19 protein-coding genes are annotated in these 17,396 nt (G+C 67.3%); 4 read left to right on the forward strand and 15 right to left on the reverse strand.

The features are described from left to right. The 6 genes from QUV25_RS04820 to QUV25_RS04845 form a co-directional block, all read right to left on the reverse strand. Positions 1-1,200 carry a phosphoglycerate kinase gene (locus QUV25_RS04820; protein WP_300861727.1) on the reverse strand — a complete coding sequence of 400 codons (1,200 nt, stop codon included), beginning with the start codon at positions 1,198-1,200 and terminating at the stop codon, positions 1-3. 426 nt (positions 1,201-1,626) lie between these two features. Beyond that, entirely contained in the window at positions 1,627-4,110 is a 2,484-nt protein-coding gene (locus QUV25_RS04825; protein ID WP_300861730.1) for a cation-translocating P-type ATPase, read from the reverse strand. 78 nt (positions 4,111-4,188) lie between these two features. Then, positions 4,189-4,353, reverse strand: a complete 165-nt coding sequence (locus QUV25_RS04830; protein WP_300861733.1) for a rubredoxin — start codon at positions 4,351-4,353, stop codon at positions 4,189-4,191. Between the two features lie 53 nt (positions 4,354-4,406). Beyond that, on the reverse strand, positions 4,407-5,171 hold the full coding sequence (locus QUV25_RS04835) for a cytochrome b/b6 domain-containing protein (RefSeq protein WP_300861735.1): 765 nt from the start codon (positions 5,169-5,171) through the stop codon (positions 4,407-4,409). 17 nt (positions 5,172-5,188) lie between these two features. Next, positions 5,189-5,704: a diheme cytochrome c gene (locus QUV25_RS04840; protein ID WP_300861738.1), complete on the reverse strand. Its 516-nt coding sequence runs from the start codon at positions 5,702-5,704 to the stop codon at positions 5,189-5,191. 36 nt (positions 5,705-5,740) lie between these two features. Continuing rightward, positions 5,741-6,172 (reverse strand): DUF1924 domain-containing protein, encoded by a 432-nt coding sequence (locus QUV25_RS04845; protein ID WP_300861741.1) that lies wholly within the window; start codon positions 6,170-6,172, stop codon positions 5,741-5,743. 145 nt (positions 6,173-6,317) lie between these two features. Between QUV25_RS04845 and QUV25_RS04850 the strand changes: the two genes are divergently transcribed. From QUV25_RS04850 to QUV25_RS04860, 3 genes are read left to right on the forward strand one after another with little or no spacing between them, the layout of a single operon-like run. Continuing rightward, positions 6,318-6,641: a PepSY domain-containing protein gene (locus QUV25_RS04850; RefSeq protein WP_300861744.1), complete on the forward strand. Its 324-nt coding sequence runs from the start codon at positions 6,318-6,320 to the stop codon at positions 6,639-6,641. After that, entirely contained in the window at positions 6,638-7,300 is a 663-nt protein-coding gene (locus QUV25_RS04855; protein ID WP_300861746.1) for a response regulator transcription factor, read from the forward strand. The genes QUV25_RS04850 and QUV25_RS04855 overlap by 4 nt, the downstream gene beginning before the upstream one ends. Positions 7,301-7,327: 27 nt before the next feature. Then, a complete protein-coding gene (locus QUV25_RS04860) occupies positions 7,328-8,737 on the forward strand; it encodes a sensor histidine kinase (RefSeq protein WP_300861749.1) in 1,410 nt (469 codons plus the stop codon). A gap of 24 nt (positions 8,738-8,761) precedes the next feature. On the opposite strand, the gene QUV25_RS04865 is transcribed toward QUV25_RS04860, so the two are convergent. The 4 genes from QUV25_RS04865 to QUV25_RS04880 all read right to left on the reverse strand — a co-directional run bounded on the left by QUV25_RS04865 (position 8,762) and on the right by QUV25_RS04880 (position 13,204). Next, positions 8,762-9,337: a phosphatase PAP2 family protein gene (locus QUV25_RS04865; protein WP_300861751.1), complete on the reverse strand. Its 576-nt coding sequence runs from the start codon at positions 9,335-9,337 to the stop codon at positions 8,762-8,764. Next, on the reverse strand, positions 9,334-11,025 hold the full coding sequence (locus QUV25_RS04870) for a phosphoethanolamine transferase (protein ID WP_300861753.1): 1,692 nt from the start codon (positions 11,023-11,025) through the stop codon (positions 9,334-9,336). The genes QUV25_RS04865 and QUV25_RS04870 overlap by 4 nt, the downstream gene beginning before the upstream one ends. Positions 11,026-11,111: 86 nt before the next feature. After that, entirely contained in the window at positions 11,112-12,488 is a 1,377-nt protein-coding gene (locus QUV25_RS04875) for an ATP-binding protein (RefSeq protein WP_300861756.1), read from the reverse strand. Further along, on the reverse strand, positions 12,485-13,204 hold the full coding sequence (locus QUV25_RS04880; RefSeq protein ID WP_300861758.1) for a response regulator transcription factor: 720 nt from the start codon (positions 13,202-13,204) through the stop codon (positions 12,485-12,487). The genes QUV25_RS04875 and QUV25_RS04880 overlap by 4 nt, the downstream gene beginning before the upstream one ends. Before the next feature lie 105 nt (positions 13,205-13,309). Between QUV25_RS04880 and QUV25_RS04885 the strand changes: the two genes are divergently transcribed. Next, complete coding sequence (locus tag QUV25_RS04885) at positions 13,310-14,050, forward strand: phosphatase PAP2 family protein (protein ID WP_300861760.1); 741 nt, start codon at positions 13,310-13,312, stop codon at positions 14,048-14,050. Positions 14,051-14,105: 55 nt separating this feature from the next. Here the strand turns inward: QUV25_RS04885 and QUV25_RS04890 are convergent, their stop codons facing one another. Genes QUV25_RS04890 through def form a run of 5 tightly spaced genes read right to left on the reverse strand, consistent with a single transcriptional unit; the run spans position 14,106 to position 17,283 of the window. Beyond that, the gene (locus tag QUV25_RS04890) at positions 14,106-14,441 is read right to left on the reverse strand and encodes an AzlD domain-containing protein (RefSeq protein WP_300861763.1); all 336 of its coding nucleotides are present in this window, start codon (positions 14,439-14,441) and stop codon (positions 14,106-14,108) included. Then, entirely contained in the window at positions 14,434-15,177 is a 744-nt protein-coding gene (locus QUV25_RS04895; protein ID WP_300861765.1) for an AzlC family ABC transporter permease, read from the reverse strand. The genes QUV25_RS04890 and QUV25_RS04895 overlap by 8 nt, the downstream gene beginning before the upstream one ends. Continuing rightward, on the reverse strand, positions 15,177-16,235 hold the full coding sequence (gene fmt, locus QUV25_RS04900; RefSeq protein ID WP_300861768.1) for a methionyl-tRNA formyltransferase: 1,059 nt from the start codon (positions 16,233-16,235) through the stop codon (positions 15,177-15,179). Before fmt ends, QUV25_RS04895 begins: the two co-directional genes overlap by 1 nt. 32 nt (positions 16,236-16,267) lie before the next feature. After that, positions 16,268-16,762, reverse strand: a complete 495-nt coding sequence (locus QUV25_RS04905; RefSeq protein ID WP_300861770.1) for a hypothetical protein — start codon at positions 16,760-16,762, stop codon at positions 16,268-16,270. Further along, complete coding sequence (gene def, locus QUV25_RS04910; protein ID WP_300861773.1) at positions 16,762-17,283, reverse strand: peptide deformylase; 522 nt, start codon at positions 17,281-17,283, stop codon at positions 16,762-16,764. The genes QUV25_RS04905 and def overlap by 1 nt, the downstream gene beginning before the upstream one ends. Positions 17,284-17,396 lie beyond the last annotated feature (113 nt).

A 17,396-nucleotide genomic window follows, 5' to 3' on the forward strand; every position in this document is an offset into this window, starting at 1 on the left:
TTAGCTGTTGGCCGCCCGCCGAGCCAGCACCTCAAACGCCGGCAGGGTCTTGCCTTCCAGCACTTCAAGAAACGCACCACCACCGGTGGAGATGTAGCCCACGTCTTTCTCGATACCGTACTTGGCAATCGCCGCCAGCGTGTCACCACCGCCGGCGATGCTGAAGGCGCTGCTCTCGGCAATCGCCTGCGCGATCACCTTGGTTCCGTTCTCGAACGCCTCGAACTCGAACACGCCCACCGGGCCGTTCCAGACGATGGTGCCGGCCTTCAGCAGTTGTTCGGCCAGCAGCTTCGCCGTTTCGGGCCCGATGTCCAGGATCAGGTCGTCATCGGCCACCTCGGTGGCTTGCTTCACCACCGCCTTGGCGGTCGGGCTGAACTCCTTGGCGGTGACCACATCGGTGGGAATGGGCACGGCTGCGCCTCGGGCCTTCATGGCTTCGATCACGGCCTTGGCCTCGTTGACCAGATCGGGCTCGGCCAGGCTCTTGCCGATCTTCAGACCCGCGGCGAGCATGAAGGTATTCGCGATGCCGCCGCCGACGATGAGGCCGTCCACGTTCTTGGCCAGGCTTTGCAGGATGGTGAGCTTGGTGCTGACCTTGGAGCCGGCGACGATGGCAATCAGCGGGCGCTTGGGGTTGGCCAGCGCCTTGCCAATCGCGTCCATCTCGGCGGCCAGCAGCGGGCCGGCGCAGGCGATCGGGGCGGTCTCGGCAATGCCGTAAGTGGTGCCCTCGGCGCGGTGGGCGGTACCGAAGGCGTCGTGCACGAAGATGTCGCACAGGGCGCCGAGTTTCTTGGCGAGCTCGGGATCGTTCTTCTTCTCGCCCTTGTTCAGCCGGCAATTCTCCAGCAGCACAACTTCGCCGGGAGCGACGACAAACTCGCCGTCGATCCAGTTGGCGACCACGCGTACCGAGCGGTTCATGAGCTGACCCAGGCGCGCGGCCACAGGAGCGAGCGAGTCGGCGGGCTTGAATTCGCCCTCCTTGGGGCGACCCAGGTGGCTGGTGACCATGACGGCGGCTCCGGCGTCCAGCGCCATCTGGATGGCGGGGATGCTGGCGCGGATGCGGGTGTCTTCGGTGATGCGGCCGGTCTCGTCTTGCGGCACGTTGAGATCGGCGCGGATGAAGACGCGCTGCTGCGCCACCTTGCCTTGGTCACAGAGGTCGGAAAAGCGGATGAATTGCATAGGGTCGGCCAGGTTTCGGATCTAGAACTGACGCCCATTGTAGGAGCCCCACCCGAGCGCGACTTGAGCCGAATCAGTCCTTGGGACGCTGCCCACCTTGAGCGCCGAGGCGGGGCAACCCATCAGCACGCCGGGTGACTGCACGGTGAGGTGGATCCAGAACAACGGGTGTTGATCGATCGGGCTCCTGCTGCTGGGTCGAAGCGGGGTGTGCCACCTCCTGCCAGCAGCTGAACCGGACCGTGCAGAAGACAGCTTCAGCCCCTCGTGCGCGAAGAGAGGGCAAGAAGCCCAGGTTGCCCACCCACCGGGTTGCGGATTTGAGGCCTCGCCGCCCAACCGGGCACGTCACGGGGCCACAGGATTCAGGACCCAACACCCGCGCCAGCGCAGATGGGCCTCGCCGGACCGCCAGGGCCGGCAATCTCAGCCGAACCAGCGCTTGCTCAACTGGAACGGCAGCAGCAAGGCACAGCCCAAGATCAGCGCCAGGGCCGCGAACGGCGCAGACAAGGTCGAGAATCCGAACGCCTGGGCCAGCGGCGGAACCAGCACAACGGCGCCCAGGGCCAGCAAGGTGCCGGTCAGCACCCAGAGGCTGACCGGCGTCAGGCCCGAAAACAGCCGCCGCCACGCAGGATGGCGCGATCGGCTGGGCAGGATCAGGACCGCATTGGCGATCACCAGTACCGCGAACACCAGGGCACCGGCCGAGGCCACGGCTTCATCGTGTCCCATCAGGACCACGTAGAGGCCGATCACCACCAGCGACACCCACGCACCCTGCACCAGGCTGAGCCACACCTGAGAAGCGCCCAGCAAGGGCTCAGTCTGCTGGCGCGGCGGCTGGTCCATCAGATCGGCCGCCGCCGGCTCGGCCTCAAACACCAGCGAGCAAGCGGGGTCGATCACCAGTTCCAGGAACGCAATGTGCAAAGGCGCGAGCACCAGGGGCAGGCCAAACAGCACCGGCAACAGCGCCAGGCAGACGATGGGCACATGCACCGCGAGGGTATAGACCATGGCCTGGCGCAGGTTGGCGAAGGTTCTGCGCCCGGCCTCGATGGCGTGCACGATGGCCGAAAAGTCGTCGTGCAGCAGCACCAGCGAAGCGGCCTCGCGCGCCACGTCGGTGCCGCGCTGGCCCATGGCCACGCCGATATGCGCCGCCTTCAGCGCCGGGGCATCGTTCACCCCGTCACCGGTCATGGCCACGATCTCGCCACGCGCCTTGAGCGCCTCCACCAGCGCCAGCTTCTGCTGGGGCTTGATGCGGGCAAACACATGCACCGCGGCCACCTGATCCGACAAGCTGGCCGCGTCCAGGGAGGCCATGTCCTCGCCGGTCAGCACCTGATCGCTCTGAATGCCGGCTTGCGCCGCGATGGCTCGCGCGGTGCGCGGATGATCGCCCGTGATCATGACCACGCGGATGCCCGCGCGCCGGCACTGGGCGATGGCGGCGGGCACCTCGGCCCGCAGCGGGTCGGCCAGACCCACCAGGCCCACCCACTCGAAGTCGAAATCGTGCTGGATGTCGGGCCACTGGCTCGCACTGCGGTGGCGGGCCTTGGCAACACCCAGCACCCGCAGGCCGCGATCGGCCAGGCGCGCGGCCTCTTCGGCCACCCGCGTGCGCTCGGCGTCCGGCAGATGGCAGAGGTCCGCCACCGCTTCGGGCGCGCCCTTGGCTGCCACGACGTCGTGCACCTCGCCCTGGGGACGCCACAGGTGCGTCATCGCCAGCAGTTCCGGCGAGAGTTCATACTCGCGCGCCAGGTCCCAGCGCGGATGCAGGTGCTCGGTGCCCTGCAGCTGGCGGGCGGCCAGGCGATGAAACGCCTTTTCCATCGGGTCGTGCGGGTCGATTTCGCTGGCCAGCACGGCGTACTCGAGCAGCGCGTGAAACGCTTCGGGCAGGCCGGCGTCGGGAAGGTCGTGCGTTTCGAGCACCTGGTCACCGGCGACCAGCGCGGCCACTGCCATGCGGTTTTCGGTCAGGGTACCGGTCTTGTCGACGCACAGCACCGTGGTCTGTCCCAGCGTCTCCACCGCATTGAGCCGGCGCGTGAGCACCTGCTGCACCGCCAGCCGGCGCGCAGCCAGCGCCAGGAACACGATCATGATCACCGGCAGCTCCTGCGGCAGGATGCCCATGGCCAGCGTGATCCCGCCCAGCAGCGCCTGCAGCCAGTCGCCGCGCAGCAGGCCGAGCAGTGCAGCGAGCAAGAGGCACAGCGCGATCCCGACCACCACCAGGCGGCGCGTGAGGCGGGCGACTTCATCGCGCAGGGGCGAGGCCTGCAGGCCGATGGCCTGCAGCGACTGCCCGATGCGACCCAGCTCGGTCCGCTGACCGGTGGATCCCACCCGGGCCGTGCCCTGCCCGCGCACCACCAGGGTGCCGGCAAACACCGAATCCGCAGGCGCCTTGGACACCGCCTCGGACTCGCCGGTGAGCAGAGATTCGTCGGTGGCCAGCTCGTGCGTTTCCACCAGCTCGCCGTCGGCGGGCACACGGTCGCCCTCGGACAGCAGCAGCAGATCGCCGCGAACCACGTCTCGGCCGGCGACCCGCCGCACTGTGCCGTCGCGCAGCACCTGGGCGCGCGGGCTGGAGAGGTCGCGCAGCGTCTCCAGCGTGTTGTCGGTGCGCCGCTCCTGCAGCACCGTGACGGTCATGATGATGGCCACAAAGCCCAGCAGGATCAGCGCTTCGTGCGCATCGCCCGTGGCCAGGTACACCGAGCCGGCCCCCATGAGCAGCAGGAACATGGGCTCGCGCACCACGTCCCGGGCCATCACCCACAGCGTGCGGCGCTGGCTCACGCCCAGTTCGTTGGGTCCTTCCTGGCGCAGTCGCTCGGCCGCCTGGTCGCTGGTCAAGCCATTCGGTGGGGTAGGTGTCATGTGCGCCCGCGTCTGGCTGTGGAACCCGCAGCTTACCGAACCTGAACTGGCATCAGATCGGACCCGACGACGGGCCGCTCAGACGAGTGACATCACGAAGTCGGCCTTGCCCACGCCACACTCAGGGCAACGCCAGCTGTCGGGCACGTCGGCCCAGCGGGTGCCGGGCGCGATCCCGTCCTCCGGACGCCCAGCGGCCTCGTCGTAGAAGAATCCGCACACCACGCAAACGCAGCAGTTCATGGTTTTCGCCTTGATGATGTTGGGTTAAACAGCCCCCAGGGTCGGTGGGCCGGCTAATCGTCGTCGTGGTCCCGATCCCGGCCCTGGCCGCTGGTGAGACTGCTCAGCGACTGGGCCGAAATCAGGCCATTGGGCGACTGCTGCCATTCCCAGGCCCAGTACCCCAGCACGGCGACCAGCAGCAGCGCCGCAAGCCAGGCATGGTTGTGCTTGACCAGGTCGGGCCCAGCGCCGTCGACACGGCCAGTGAGCATGGGCGCCGCCTGGTTTTTGCGGCGCAGCAGGCTCAGAGCGGCAATCAGCGCCAGGTGGGCCAGCACCACCACCAGAAAGGCCTCGCCGAAAAATTCGTGCACCTCTTCCAGCCAGTCACCCCCAAGAAAATCACCCCAGTCGTTGTAGGTGCCGTATCCGCTCAGGGTAAGAGGCACCACCATGACCAGCAAGGTGAATACCGCCAGCGCCATCAGCAGGTTCTGCCCCTGGCGCCAGTTGATGCCCGACCAAGAAGATGCCGAGGTGAGCGACTTCAGCCAGGCCGGTGCGCCGGTGAGCTTGCGCCACAGCAGACCCAGACCCGCCTGGCGCGGGCCGAGCAGGCCGTACAGCACGCGAAACCCCAGCAGGCCAGCCATGGTGTAGCCCAGGGTGACGTGCAGCAGGCGCCAGCGCTCACCATCGGCCGTGAGATAGGCGCCCAGAAAGCTCAGCGCAAAAAGCCAGTGGAACATGCGCGTGGGCGCGTCGGTGACACGGCGCGAGGCCAAGGTGGCGCGCGGCGAAGCGGCGTTGGCATTGGGAAACGAGGCGGTGGACATGGTGGCATTCCTCCGGCTCAGTCGCGGAACGCGCGGTGATAACGCGCGTCCAGCCCGGAGGGGATGCGCAGGTTGTCGTCATCAAAGTCGCCCTGATCGGCGCGGGTGTGGCAGGCCGCACAGTTGGCCGCGCTCTTGACGCTGGCGTGAGACCAGACCGCCGCGTCGATCTTGCGGTGCTCACGCACAAACCAGGCCGAGCGGGTGATGCGGTCTTCTGGCGGCACTTCATTCACCCGCTTGTAGGTACCAGCATGGGCCTGCAGCCAGGTGTTGAGCTGCTGCACCGTAGCGGCGTCCAGCGAGGCATCCGTGCCGTAGTGTTTGTCCAGGCCGGTCATGATGCGCTGCCACGACGGCGCGGGCAGCAGGCCGGGCGGGTAGGCGGTGTGGCAGGCGCCGCACTCCTGGGTGTAGGCCTTGGGCACCTGCATGGGCAGCAGGCGGTCGCTGTCGGCGCGCGCGGCGCCGGCCAGCAGCAGGGTGCCGGCGACAAGCGACCAGGTCAGGCGATGAGCAGAACGAGAGGACATGGAGGACTCCTGATGAAACAAGGTGGGGAGGACGACTCAGGGCTTGAGGCTGAGCAGGTAGGCCAGCACGTCGGCCTTTTCGCGGGCGCTGCATTCGCGGCTCAACACGTCCTTGCAATTGCGGCGGAACCATTTGTCGGTCTTGGCGGTGTCGGTGAATGCTTGAGCGTTGAACGCCGGCGCCATGGGCGCGATGCGCTTATCGGTGCTGGCGTGCTTGCCAGCCGCAATGGGTGGGTTGCCGTGGCAGGATGCACATGACCATTCGCCGCCGTGGGTGCGGGTAAAGAAGCTGCGCCCTGCGTCAACGCGGTCTGGCGCACCCGCCTGGACGCTCCAACGGTCGCGTTGCTCGGCGGCTGTCGTGTCGGCCGCGAAGGCGGGACCAGCCAGCAAGGCCAGCACGATGGGAACGACACGGCTGGCGCTTTGAAGCAACGGGAGCCGGGAAGGGGAAATGGGGTTCATGCAGACTCCAGCAAGGTGAGGAGCCGTGATCATGAAAAAAACTGCCTGTACGCAAGCTGAAGCCGGCGTTCATCCTGCGTTCAGGCTGAAGAACCGAACATCAGCGCTGTACCAGGCCTCCCACGGCCTGTTCAGGAGTCAAACCATGTTCACTGTCTTTCTCAGGCTGAGAGCCGCTCTGGCCGTCGCGGCGCTGGCCGCTCTGCTGGCCCCGCCACTGGCCCAGGCAAGCGAACGCGACCAGGAGCGCGCACGCCAGGCGGTGCAGGCAGGGCAGGTGATGCCCCTGCCTGCCGTGCTCGACAAGCTGGCGACCACCCACCCGGGCCAGGTGCTGGAAGTGGAGCTGGAACGGGAGGATGGCGCCTGGTACTACGAGATCAGGCTGCTGCAGGCTGATGGCCAGCTTTTGAAACTGGAGCTCGACGCCCGCACCGCCGAGGTGTTGCGCAGCAGAATACGCCGATGAGATTGCTGCTGGTCGAAGACGAACCCACCCTGCGCCGACAACTCAAGCAGGCGCTGGAAGGCGCCAGCTATGTGGTGGACGAGGCCGACAATGGGCGCGATGCCCAGTTTCTTGGCGAGACCGAGTCCTTCGATGCGGTGCTGCTCGACCTCGGTCTGCCCCAGCTCGACGGCCTGACTGTTTTGCAGCGCTGGCGCGCCGCCGGGCGCACGATGCCGGTTCTGATCCTGACCGCGCGCGACAACTGGAGCGAGAAGGTGGCTGGCATCGACGCCGGCGCCGACGACTACCTGAGCAAACCCTTTCACATGGAAGAGCTGCTGGCGCGACTGCGCGCGCTGATTCGCCGCGCCAGTGGCCTGGCCTCACCGCTGCTGCAATGTGGCGCGCTGGCGCTGGACACCCGCAGCGGGCGCGTGACCGTGGCCGGCGACACGGTGGCGCTCACCAGCCACGAGTACAAACTGCTGGCCTACCTCATGCACCGGCCCGACGCGGTGGTCTCGCGTACCGAGCTCACCGAGCATCTGTACGCGCAAGACTTCGACCGCGACTCCAACACCATCGAGGTGTTCGTCGGGCGGCTGCGCAAGAAGCTCCCAGCGGCCATGATCGAGACCGTGCGCGGCCAGGGCTACCGCCTCGTCTCACCAGCCTGAATTCGCCGCATTCCGGAGGTTTCTCGATTGCCGTCCACCACCGCCACCCGACCCTGGGGCCGCACCGGCTCGCTGCGATTTCGCCTGCTGGCCGCGACCGTGGTGGCGCTGAGCGTGGCGCTGGTGCTGGCGGGTCTTCTGCTCGGGGGGCTGTTTCGGGAGCATGTGATGCGGCAATTCGAAACCGCGCTCACCAACCAGCTCGACCAGCTCACCGCGCGGCTGGAGGTGGACGCGCAAGGCCAGCCCCAGATCGACGAGCAACGGCTCTCTGACCCGCGCTGGGAACGACCCTACTCGGGCCTGTACTGGCAAATCGACCAGCTCAGTCCCGACGGTCAGACACGCAACGCCGTGCTGCGCTCGCGCTCGCTTTGGGACGACAGCCTGACGTTGCAAGCCGATGCGCTGCACGACGGCCAGCGCCACGTGCACCAGGGCATCGGCCCGCAAGGCAGGCCGCTGCTGATGGTGGAGCGCACCGTGCGCACCAGCACCACACCGGGGACCGGCTGGCGCCTGGTGGTGGCCAGCGACCTGGCGCCCACCGAGCTGGCCGTCGACGATTTCAACCGCATGCTGGCGCTTTCGCTGGCCGGGCTGGGGCTGCTGCTGGTGCTGGCAGCACTGGCCCAGGTGACGGTGGGACTGGCCCCGCTCAAAGCCTTGCAGGGCGCGCTCAACCGGGTGCGCGACGGGCATGAGCCAAGGTTGCAAGGCACCTTCCCCGACGAGTTGCAGCCCATGATCCACGACTTCAACACGGTGCTGGACCGCAACGCCGAGACCACGGCACGCGCACGCACCCAGGCGGGCAATCTGGCGCATGCGCTCAAGACGCCGCTGGCGGTGATGGCACAGGCGGCCAATCACCCGGCCGAGCGCGCCTCGCTGCCCGCCCTGGTGAGCGAGCAGGTCGCGGTGGCGCAGCGTCAGCTCGACTGGCATCTGGCGCGGGCGCGCGCAGCCGTCACGCAGGGCCTGCCCGGCCAGCGAACCGAGCTTGAACCGGTGCTGCAGGGACTGCTGCGGGTGATGGGCAAGGTCCACGCAGCGCGCGCACTGCACTGGCGAGCCCCAGCAGCGGCGGCGCTGTTTTTCGCGGGCGAGGCTCAGGACCTGCAGGACATGCTGGGCAACTTGCTGGACAACGCGGGCCGCCTGGCCACCACCGAAGTGGCCGTGAGCGCAGAGCAATCGGATGACCGCCTGCTGATCACCCTTGACGACGACGGACCGGGCATCGCGCCGGAGCAGCGCAGCGCAGCGCTGGCTCGCGGGATTCGGCTCGATGAGTCGGGGCCAGGCTCAGGCCTGGGTCTGCACATCGTGGGCGAGCTGGCAGATCTGTACGGGGGGTCACTCGAACTGGACCAGAGCCCGCTGGGTGGCCTGCGCGCTCAGCTGAACCTGCCAGCAGCACCGGCTTCGGCCTGAGCCCTTGCAGCGGGCCAGACCGCCTCATGCGGTGGGCGGCAGGGCAGCAGGCGGGTCGCCCCGAAAACCACGCCCCAAGCGGCTGGCGATCAGGCGCGTGAGGTGCAATGTGGCCCAGGCCGAAAGCGCACCCAAGCCGATGCCAGCGACCGTGTCAGAGGGAAAATGCAGGCCCAGCGCCACCCGGCTCCAGGCGATGAGCAAGGCGCTGAGCAGCAGCGCTGTGCGCGCCATCGGGTGAGGTGCCCACCAGCAAGCCGCCACACCCACCGCCCAGGCGATGGCCGCGTGGCTGCTCGGGAAACTGGGCGAGGGCTCTTTGGCCAGCCACTGCTGCCCCACGCCGAGCACAAAGGGCCTTGGCATGGGCCAGACGCTGGAGATACCGCGCACGATGAGCCAGACCAGCAACATGGCCAGCAAGGCGTGAAGCGACGCGCGGCGCCACTGGGGTGGGCCCAGCACCAGCGCCAGCAAAACGCCCACCAGCATCACCTTGGGCCAGACCGTGCTGCCGAACAAGGCCAGCTGCATCAGCCAGGCGGGGGCCTGGTCGCTGAGGTTAAGCCAGAGAAAGAGTTGCTGATCGATCGGATTCATGAATGGCAGGGTGCGACAACGTTGAGCGCATTGTCGCGTGCCTGCGTGGACACATCCATCAACCCGAGCACGGTGTGAAAAACGTTGTCGTGGGTCAGTGGTGCCGCTGCCTGCTGGCGCAGGCAGTCGGTGCTCACGCCGCTGCGCTGCTGCAGCGCAGGGGAAAGCCATCCCACCATGGGCATATGGGTTTGCTGTTCAGGCGCAAACGCATAGGGCACACCGTGCAGGTAAAGCCCGTTTTCGCCCAGTGACTCGCCGTGGTCGGACACGTAGATCATCCCGGTATCGAAGCGGCCTTCAGTGGACTGCCGCTGCAGCCATTGCAGCGACTGATCCAGGAAATGGTCGGTGTAGGCAATGGTATTGTCGTAAGCGTTGACCAGCTGCTCGGGCGCGCAGGCCGAGAGCGTGTTGCTCGTGCACTCGGGCAGGAAGGGCTTGCGATCGACCGGCGTGCGCTTGGAATAGGCAGGGCCATGACTGCCCATCTGGTGCAGCACCAGCACCACGCCTCGCGCGCGCCGCACCGGGTCGAGTGCAGCAATGCGCTCGTCCAGCCCGATGAGCAAGGCTTCATCAAAACACTCGCCGCCTTCGCACAGGCCGGGCAGGTTCAGCTCGGAAGTGCTCGCATGGGACACGCGATCACAGATGCCCTTGCAACCCGACTGGTTGTCCAGCCAGAGCACGGCGAGGCCAGCGCGCTGCAACACGTCTAGCAGGTTTTCCTGGGTTGGCGTCCTGTCGCCACCGTCTTCTCGGGAGAGCGGTGAAAAGATGCAGGGCAACGACACCTGGGTGTTGGTGCCGCAAGAGCGCACCTGGGGAAAATTGACGAGACCGTTTTGCTCCTGCCAGCGCCGCAGAGCAGGCGTGGTCTCGCGGGCATAAGCATTGAGTCCCCAGTTCTGGGCTCTGGCGGTCTCGCCCACCACCAGCATCAGCAGGGGCGGCCGGACCTGGTTGGCGTAGCTCGCGCCGAGCTTGGCGTCTTCACCGGTGGGTTGCAGGGTTCGCACCTGCTGCGGCAACTGGTCCGCGGCAACGCGGGTGGCGGCGTAGACGCTGTTGAGCGGGTTGATCATGTAGCGAACGTCTTTGTGGTTGCGCATCAGCGAAGCCAGCCCCTGATAGCTCGCCAGGCCTGCGCCCACCACCACCAGCAGGCCCACGACCACACCGATCAGGTTTCGCCCCGTCTGCGCCCACCAGGCCCGCGAGACCACCGGCCGGTGCCAGAGCCACCACAGCGGCGGCCCGGCCACCAGCAACACCGTGCCCACCAGGTGCAGCGAGACCAGGTCGCGCACCTCGCGTATGTCGGTGTGCGCCACGTTGGCCAGCATGGTCGGGTCCATCACCACGCCGTATTGCCACATGAAGTGGGTGTTGAACGCAGCCACCAGCACCAGCAGCGTGGCCGCCGGGCGGAAGATGCGCGGCCAGGCCAGCAGCGAGAGCAGGGCGGCGGTGGCCGCCACCACGATCAGGCCCAGCCCAGCCAGCAAGACCAGGCGGCGCACCAGCGTGTCCTCCAGCGCGAAGATGCGCTGCCACAGCGGCAGGTTGCCCGGCCCGGCGAGCCACAGTGCAATCAGCCAGACGGCATGCACCGGACGGCGCTCGGTGGCGCCCATGCTGGGCAATCGGGTGCTTCTGGGCACCCGCATAAAAAAGGCGGTCATGGCACACGGACAGGCGCCAGAACAACCTGGCACGCCCAGTGTGGGTAACGGGTGTTAAACCAACCTTATGCCCGCGTGGCGCCGGCTCAGGCGGGCCAGCGCAGCGTGAAGCAGGTGGTCATGGGTGGCTGGCCGGTGGACCGCTCCAGGCGCGCACCCATCTGCTCGGCCATGCGCTCGACCAGGCGCAGGCCCAGCCCCAGCCCGCCCGCCTGGCCTTGCGCGGCGGAAACCGAAAGTGCCGGTGCGCCCGCGCGCTGGCCGTCGTCGCTCACCGACACGCCACACCCACTGCCCCGCCGCCAGACCTCGACCTCCACCTGGGTGCCAGCGGGTGTGTGGCGCAAGGCGTTGGCGATCAGGTTGCGCAAGGCCAGCTCCAGCAACATGGGTGAGACGCGCACCGCCATCGGTACCTCGGGCAGTTGCAGCGAGAGCTCGTGCCCGCTGGCGTGACCCATTGGCGCGTGAGTCGCCACGAGCTGACCGGCCACCTCGGCAATATCCACTGGGGTCAGCTCACCCGCCCCGCCCTCGTTGCGTTGTGCCCGTGCCAGATCGAGCAGTTGAGACAGGATGCGCCCAGCGCGCAAGGATTCATGCTCCAGCTGCGCCAGGCGATCGGGCGTGGGCTCGTGCTGCGCGGCGCTGGCCTGCAGACTGATCGCCGCCAGCGGCGTGCGCAACTCGTGCGCCATGTCGGATGCGAACTCGCGCTCGCGCTGGGCCTGTGCCTGCAGACTGCTGACCAGGGTGTTGATGGCGGAGACCGTGCTCACAAACTCGCGGTAGCGGTGCTCGGTGTTGAGCCGCTGGCCTGCCGAGCTGTCGAGTTCGGCGACTTCGCGCGAAAGTCGCTCCAGCGGCCGCAAGCCCCGGCGAATGGTCCACCACAGCACCAGTCCCACCAATGGCAGCAGCAAAATGGCGGGCGAGGTTACATGCTCAGCGATGTCCAGACCCAGCGCATTGCGCTCGCGCTTGTCCACCAGCACCGCCACGCGCCGCACCCGCTCGCCCTGGGATTGTTCGGTCACATAGGCGCGCCAGTCTCTCGGGCCGTTGCCGTTGGTATAGACCACATCGGTCAGGCCAGGACGGCTCAGGCGATCCAGCGCCAGGCCAGCAGCCAGCTGGTGGGTATCGGTATCGAGGGCGCCATTGGTCCAGGCCAGCACCGCCAGATCGGGGATGTATTCGTCGTCAACGCCAATGATCCCAGGCGGTGGCGTCACAACGTCTGCAGGAGCGGTCGCCAGCCACAGCTGGGCTGTGGCCACCAGCTGGCCGTCGATGAACTTGCGCGCTTCGCGAAAACCGGTCGACACCGCCACCGCCACCAGCGTGATCCACACTGCCAGCACCGCACCAAGGGTCCAGAGCCAGAGGTGACGCCAGAGTGCGGGACGCTTGACCGAATCTGGCTCGAGAGGGTGCTCAGGGTTGGGGGAGGCGGTGATCATGTCTTGCGCGAGCCATCGGCGACGCCTTCGGCCGGCGGCACAAAGTAGCCCACGCCACGCACGGTCTTGATCAGCGACTCGCCCAGCTTGCGCCGCAGGTGGTGCACGTGCACCTCCAGAGCGTTGCTCTCCAGCGCTTCGCCAAAACCGTAAAGCGCCGACTCCAGGCGCGACTTGGACAACACATTGGGCCGAGCCTGCAACAGCGTGAGCAGCAGCGCAAACTCCTTTCCGCCCAGCGCCACCAGCTCGCCGGCGCGGTGCACCGTGTGGGCAGCGGGGTCAAGCACGATGTCGCCGTGCTCGATCACCGGATTGCTGCGGCCGCCGGCGCGCCGCAGCATGGCCCGCAGGCGAGCCAGCAGCTCAGTGGAGTCGAAGGGTTTGACGATGTAATCGTCGGCACCGCTGTCCAGTCCGCTGACGCGGTCGCTCACGCCATCGCGCGCTGTCATGATCAGCACCGGCATGTCCGCATGGGGCAAGCGGTCGCTCGCTTGAGTGCGCCCGTCGCCTCGCACGCGCGCCAGCAGGTCCAGGCCGTCACCGTCGGGCAGGCCCAGATCAAGCAGCATCACGTCGAACGGCTCCACACTCAGCGCCGCCCAGGCGGGCGACAGCGCGCTGCACACGTCCACGGCATAGCCTGCCTTGCGCAGCGTGGCCGCCAGGCCATTGGCAATGCCGGGATCGTCTTCCACCACCAGGGCGCGCATCGGAGTCGTGTGTTGGGTTGAACCGCGTCGGCGTGACGCGCTGCACCGGATTATCCCGCGCGGGGTTAAGCGCGGCTTAACGCAGCACGTGGACACTCGCGCCGCATGCCCTCTGCCGCCCTCCACACGACCAACGCCTCGTCCGCTGCCTGGCGCCACCCGGTCACGCGCTGGCTGATCATGTTGCTGCTGGTCACGCTGGCCTGGGATGCCAGCGGGGGGGATCTGCCGTTGATGCAGTGGATCGGTTCACCCAGTGGGTTTTCTCTGCGCAACCAGTGGTTGCTGGTGCAGGTGTTTCACGAAGCTTGGCGCCAGTTTTTTGCAGGTCTCTTGTTGCTCATGGTCGTGTGGGCGATATGGCCAGTCCGCTGGAACCAGCAGCGTCTGGCCGCCATGGACCTGCCACGGCGCGAGCGCTGGACCGTCATCCTATTGGTCATGCTCAGCTTGCTCGCCGTCAACCTGGTCAAGCACAACAGCCTGACGAGCTGTCCCTGGGATTTGCAGGCCTTTGGGGGCGGCGCGCGTTACGTGTCCCACTGGACGCTGGGCCAGGCCGATGGCGGCTCGGGGCGCTGCTTTCCCGGTGGCCACGCGTCCAGCGCGTTCGCCTTCGTAGGCTTGTGCCTGCCCTGGCTGGCACCGCCACGCACAGCGCATCGCGAGCCCGCCGCCGGCCTGCGCTGGCTGGCCTTTCTGGTGCTCGCTGGTCTCACCGCCGGCGCGACGCAAACCCTGCGCGGCGCCCACTTTCCCAGCCACACCCTGTGGACGCTGCTGATCTGCGGCAGCGTGTCGTGGGCCGGCTGGCTGGCGGCACGGCCCTGGATGGCGAAGACCTGAGCGACAGTGGTGCGCGGGCGCGACCCGCACAGCGGCGGAGCGAGGAGGAACAGGCCTACCAACCGAGGTAAACATGCAGCGGCAAGTAGACCGCCATGCCGGCGACGATGGTGCCGAGCACGCCTCGCTGCCAGGCGAACCAGGCCAGACCGGCGACCACCGCGAACAACCGCGCGTCCTGCCAGGTGCTGACCAGCGCGCCTTGCGCCATCACGATCTCGGGAATGACCACGGCCGCGAGCGCGGCGATCGGCGCGTAGTTCAGGCCACGCTGGGCCCAGCGCGGCAATGTCCAGGGACGGCTGGAGATGAAAAACAGGCTGCGCGTGAGCACACTCACCACACCCAGCGCGAGGATGGTGATCAAGGTGCGCAGGTCCAGCTCAAACACCGTGGGCTCCCGACGGGCCGCGCGGCGCTCGCACCGCTTCGATCACCAGACACACCGCCACCGCACTGGCAATCGCCACCACGATGTTGAGCTTGAGCGGCAGCGCCCAAGCCGCCACGGCCGCAGTCCCCGCCACGCCCACCGAAACCATGCGCAGACCCGTGGTGGCCATCGAGGCGAGCACCCCCACCAGCGCCAGAATGCCGGCAAAGCCCAGGCCCCAGGCGGTGGGAATGGCGTTGGACAATGCGATGCCCACCAGGCTGGCGCCCATCCAGGCCACGTAGTTGATGGCGCAGTTGCCCATCATGTAGGCCTGCTGGCTGAGCCGTTCCTGCGGCGTGGTGCCTGGTACCGGAAAGCGCCGGGTAAAGAACACATAGGTCAGGTCGACCATCACGTAGCCGCTGACCAGGCGCTGCCATCGGGGCAGGTGCATCATGTAAGGCCGCAGGTGGGCCGAGAACACCACGAAGCGCAGGTTGACACAGAACGCCGCCGCCACGATCACCCAGATCGGCGCGCCACCGATCAGCATGGGCACCGCCGCCAGTTGCGCGCTGCCGGCGAAGACGATCAGCGTCATCAACACCGCTTCCAGCACCGACAGCCCGGCCGTGACCATGGCCACGCCGGTCATCAGACCCCAGGCTGCGATGCCCATGGAGACGTTGCTCTGGTCGCGCACGCCCTCCCAGAATTCTGGCTGTTGCCTCAGCTCCTTCAGAAAAAACATCAGTGCGCTTCCCGGGTCACCAAGGGGTCAAACACCTGACCTGCTTCCAGGCGCTGGCCGCGCAGGAAATCGGCCGCGGGAAGGCGCTTGCCGCCCGCGCGTTGCATCTCGGTGACCACCAGCACGCCCTCTCCCGTCTGCACCCGGATGCCGTCGGCGGCGACTGCCAACACCTGGCCCGGCACACCCGCCTCGGTGGTGAGCTGTGCATGCGCTGACCAGAGCTTGACGATCTCGCCTGACAGCGTGGATTGCGCACCGGGAAACGGATCAAAAGCGCGCACGCGGCGTGCGATAACCGCAGCCGGCTGCCGCCAGTCGATCATGGCCTCGGCCTTCTCGATCTTGTGCGCATAGGTCACACCCTCGGCAGGTTGCGGTACCGGGCGCAGGCCACCGCAAGCGGCCAGCTCCAGCGCTTCGACCATGAGACGCGCACCGAGATCGGCGAGCCGGTCGTGCAGGCTGGCGGTGGTGTCGTCGGGTCGGATGGCCAACGGCTCGGCGAGCAGCATGTCGCCGGTATCGAGACCGGCATCCATCTGCATGATGGTCACGCCGGTCTGCGCGTCACCCGCTTCGATGGCGCGGTGGATGGGCGCCGCTCCTCGCCAGCGCGGCAGCAGGGAAGCGTGGATGTTGAAACAACCCAGCCTTCTCGCCCCCACGTTTCCCGCTTCGCGTGGTGCGCTGCCCCCCACGGGGGCTTGTGCACCTTGGGTCGGCCCGGCGGTGCCCATGGCATCCAGCACCCACTGCGGCAGGATCAGACCGTAGGCGGCCACCACCATGGCGTCAGCGCGTGCCGCAGCGATGGCGTCGCGTGCCTGCGCCGCGTCGTCGGGATATTTGCCATCGAGGCGCAGACTGCGCGGCTGCGCGACCGACAAGCCGTGTTCCAGCGCGAACTGTTTCACCGGCGAGGCCTGCAGCTTCATGCCGCGTCCAGCGGGCCGGTCGGGTTGCGTCAGCACCAGCACCACCTCAAACCCGGCGGCGTGCAAGCGCGCCAGGGCCGTGCGCGCAAAAGCCGGGGTACCGGCAAACAGGATTCTCATGGGAATGGGGAAAGTAAGCGGGCAGAGACGACTCAGCGCGCCATGTCAAACACATCGTCGGGCAGAGGCTCGTCGCTGAAGCTCACGCGCCGAACCAAGCCGGCGGCGTCCAGGTACAGGTGCACAAAACGTGGTGTGCTCATTTCCCGTAATCGGTAGGTCCAGAGCACGCCATCAAAACTCGCCACCCGCTCGACGATGGCTGGGCGGCCCAGGTTCAGCAAAGCGTCTTGCTGCGTCCACTGGTCGAGCGGGATGCGCTCCAGCCAGGCACTCTCCATCACCTGTTCGGTCTGGCGCAGGCGACCGCCAGCGTCGAGATCGAGGTTGTAGACCTGCTGACCAGCGGGCTGGCGCGAGTACTGCAAACGCGTGCCATCGGCCAGCGCGTACACCCCCGTCGGGCTGCCGAGCCGTTGTTCGATTTCGCTGCGCGTGGCGCCCAGTGGCACGCGCTCAGGCATGAGGGCACAGCCCGCCAGCAGCGCGATGAGACCCAGACCTAGGGCACGCGCCGTCCAGTTCATCAGCCCCGCTCCGCCTCGCGCTGTGCCTTGAGCAGCTTGCTCTTGATGCGGTTGCGTTTGAGCAGAGACAGGTATTCCACAAACACCTTGCCCATCAGGTGGTCCATTTCGTGCTGGATGCAAACCGCGAGCATGCCCTCGGCCTCAATGACACGCTCAGCGCCGTTGGCATCAAGTGCACGCACGCGAATCGCCACCGATCGCTCGACGCCGTCGTAAATGCCGGGCACCGAGAGACAGCCCTCTTCGCCTTTGCGGGTTTCTTCGCTGGCCCACTCGATCTGCGGGTTGATCAGCACCTGCGGCTGGTCGCGTTCTTCGCTCACATCGATGACGATGAGGCGCTCGTGCACATCGACCTGTGTCGCGGCCAGGCCGATGCCATTGGCCTCGTACATGGTGGCGAACATGCGGTCGGCCAGATCGCGGATGCGCGCATCGACCGCCGCCACCGGACGGGCAACGGTGTGAAGGCGGGGATCCGGATAACAAAGGATGGGTAACGGCTCGGCGGAGGTCATGCGATCGGGTCAAACGGCGCTCCAAACCGCTCGTCGGTGACGGGCGGTGCGGTGGCGGTGCTCTCGGGGGAAGAGGGTGGTGAATTTGTCGCTATTTTCGCCAATTTTCGTCG

It is taken from the genome of Hydrogenophaga sp. (assembly GCF_030373245.1).
Lineage (GTDB): Bacteria > Pseudomonadota > Gammaproteobacteria > Burkholderiales > Burkholderiaceae_C > Hydrogenophaga.

Coding starts and splice junctions, on each gene's coding strand:
- QUV25_RS04820 (WP_300861727.1), bottom strand. CDS start 1,200: ATGCAATTCATCCGCTTTTCCGACCTCTGTGACCAAGGCAAGGTGGCG.
- QUV25_RS04825 (WP_300861730.1), bottom strand. CDS start 4,110: ATGACACCTACCCCACCGAATGGCTTGACCAGCGACCAGGCGGCCGAG.
- QUV25_RS04830 (WP_300861733.1), bottom strand. CDS start 4,353: ATGAACTGCTGCGTTTGCGTGGTGTGCGGATTCTTCTACGACGAGGCC.
- QUV25_RS04835 (WP_300861735.1), bottom strand. CDS start 5,171: ATGTCCACCGCCTCGTTTCCCAATGCCAACGCCGCTTCGCCGCGCGCC.
- QUV25_RS04840 (WP_300861738.1), bottom strand. CDS start 5,704: ATGTCCTCTCGTTCTGCTCATCGCCTGACCTGGTCGCTTGTCGCCGGC.
- QUV25_RS04845 (WP_300861741.1), bottom strand. CDS start 6,172: ATGAACCCCATTTCCCCTTCCCGGCTCCCGTTGCTTCAAAGCGCCAGC.
- QUV25_RS04850 (WP_300861744.1), top strand. CDS start 6,318: ATGTTCACTGTCTTTCTCAGGCTGAGAGCCGCTCTGGCCGTCGCGGCG.
- QUV25_RS04855 (WP_300861746.1), top strand. CDS start 6,638: ATGAGATTGCTGCTGGTCGAAGACGAACCCACCCTGCGCCGACAACTC.
- QUV25_RS04865 (WP_300861751.1), bottom strand. CDS start 9,337: ATGAATCCGATCGATCAGCAACTCTTTCTCTGGCTTAACCTCAGCGAC.
- QUV25_RS04870 (WP_300861753.1), bottom strand. CDS start 11,025: ATGACCGCCTTTTTTATGCGGGTGCCCAGAAGCACCCGATTGCCCAGC.
- QUV25_RS04875 (WP_300861756.1), bottom strand. CDS start 12,488: ATGATCACCGCCTCCCCCAACCCTGAGCACCCTCTCGAGCCAGATTCG.
- QUV25_RS04880 (WP_300861758.1), bottom strand. CDS start 13,204: ATGCGCGCCCTGGTGGTGGAAGACGATCCCGGCATTGCCAATGGCCTG.
- QUV25_RS04885 (WP_300861760.1), top strand. CDS start 13,310: ATGCCCTCTGCCGCCCTCCACACGACCAACGCCTCGTCCGCTGCCTGG.
- QUV25_RS04895 (WP_300861765.1), bottom strand. CDS start 15,177: ATGTTTTTTCTGAAGGAGCTGAGGCAACAGCCAGAATTCTGGGAGGGC.
- fmt (WP_300861768.1), bottom strand. CDS start 16,235: ATGAGAATCCTGTTTGCCGGTACCCCGGCTTTTGCGCGCACGGCCCTG.
- QUV25_RS04905 (WP_300861770.1), bottom strand. CDS start 16,762: ATGAACTGGACGGCGCGTGCCCTAGGTCTGGGTCTCATCGCGCTGCTG.
- def (WP_300861773.1), bottom strand. CDS start 17,283: ATGACCTCCGCCGAGCCGTTACCCATCCTTTGTTATCCGGATCCCCGC.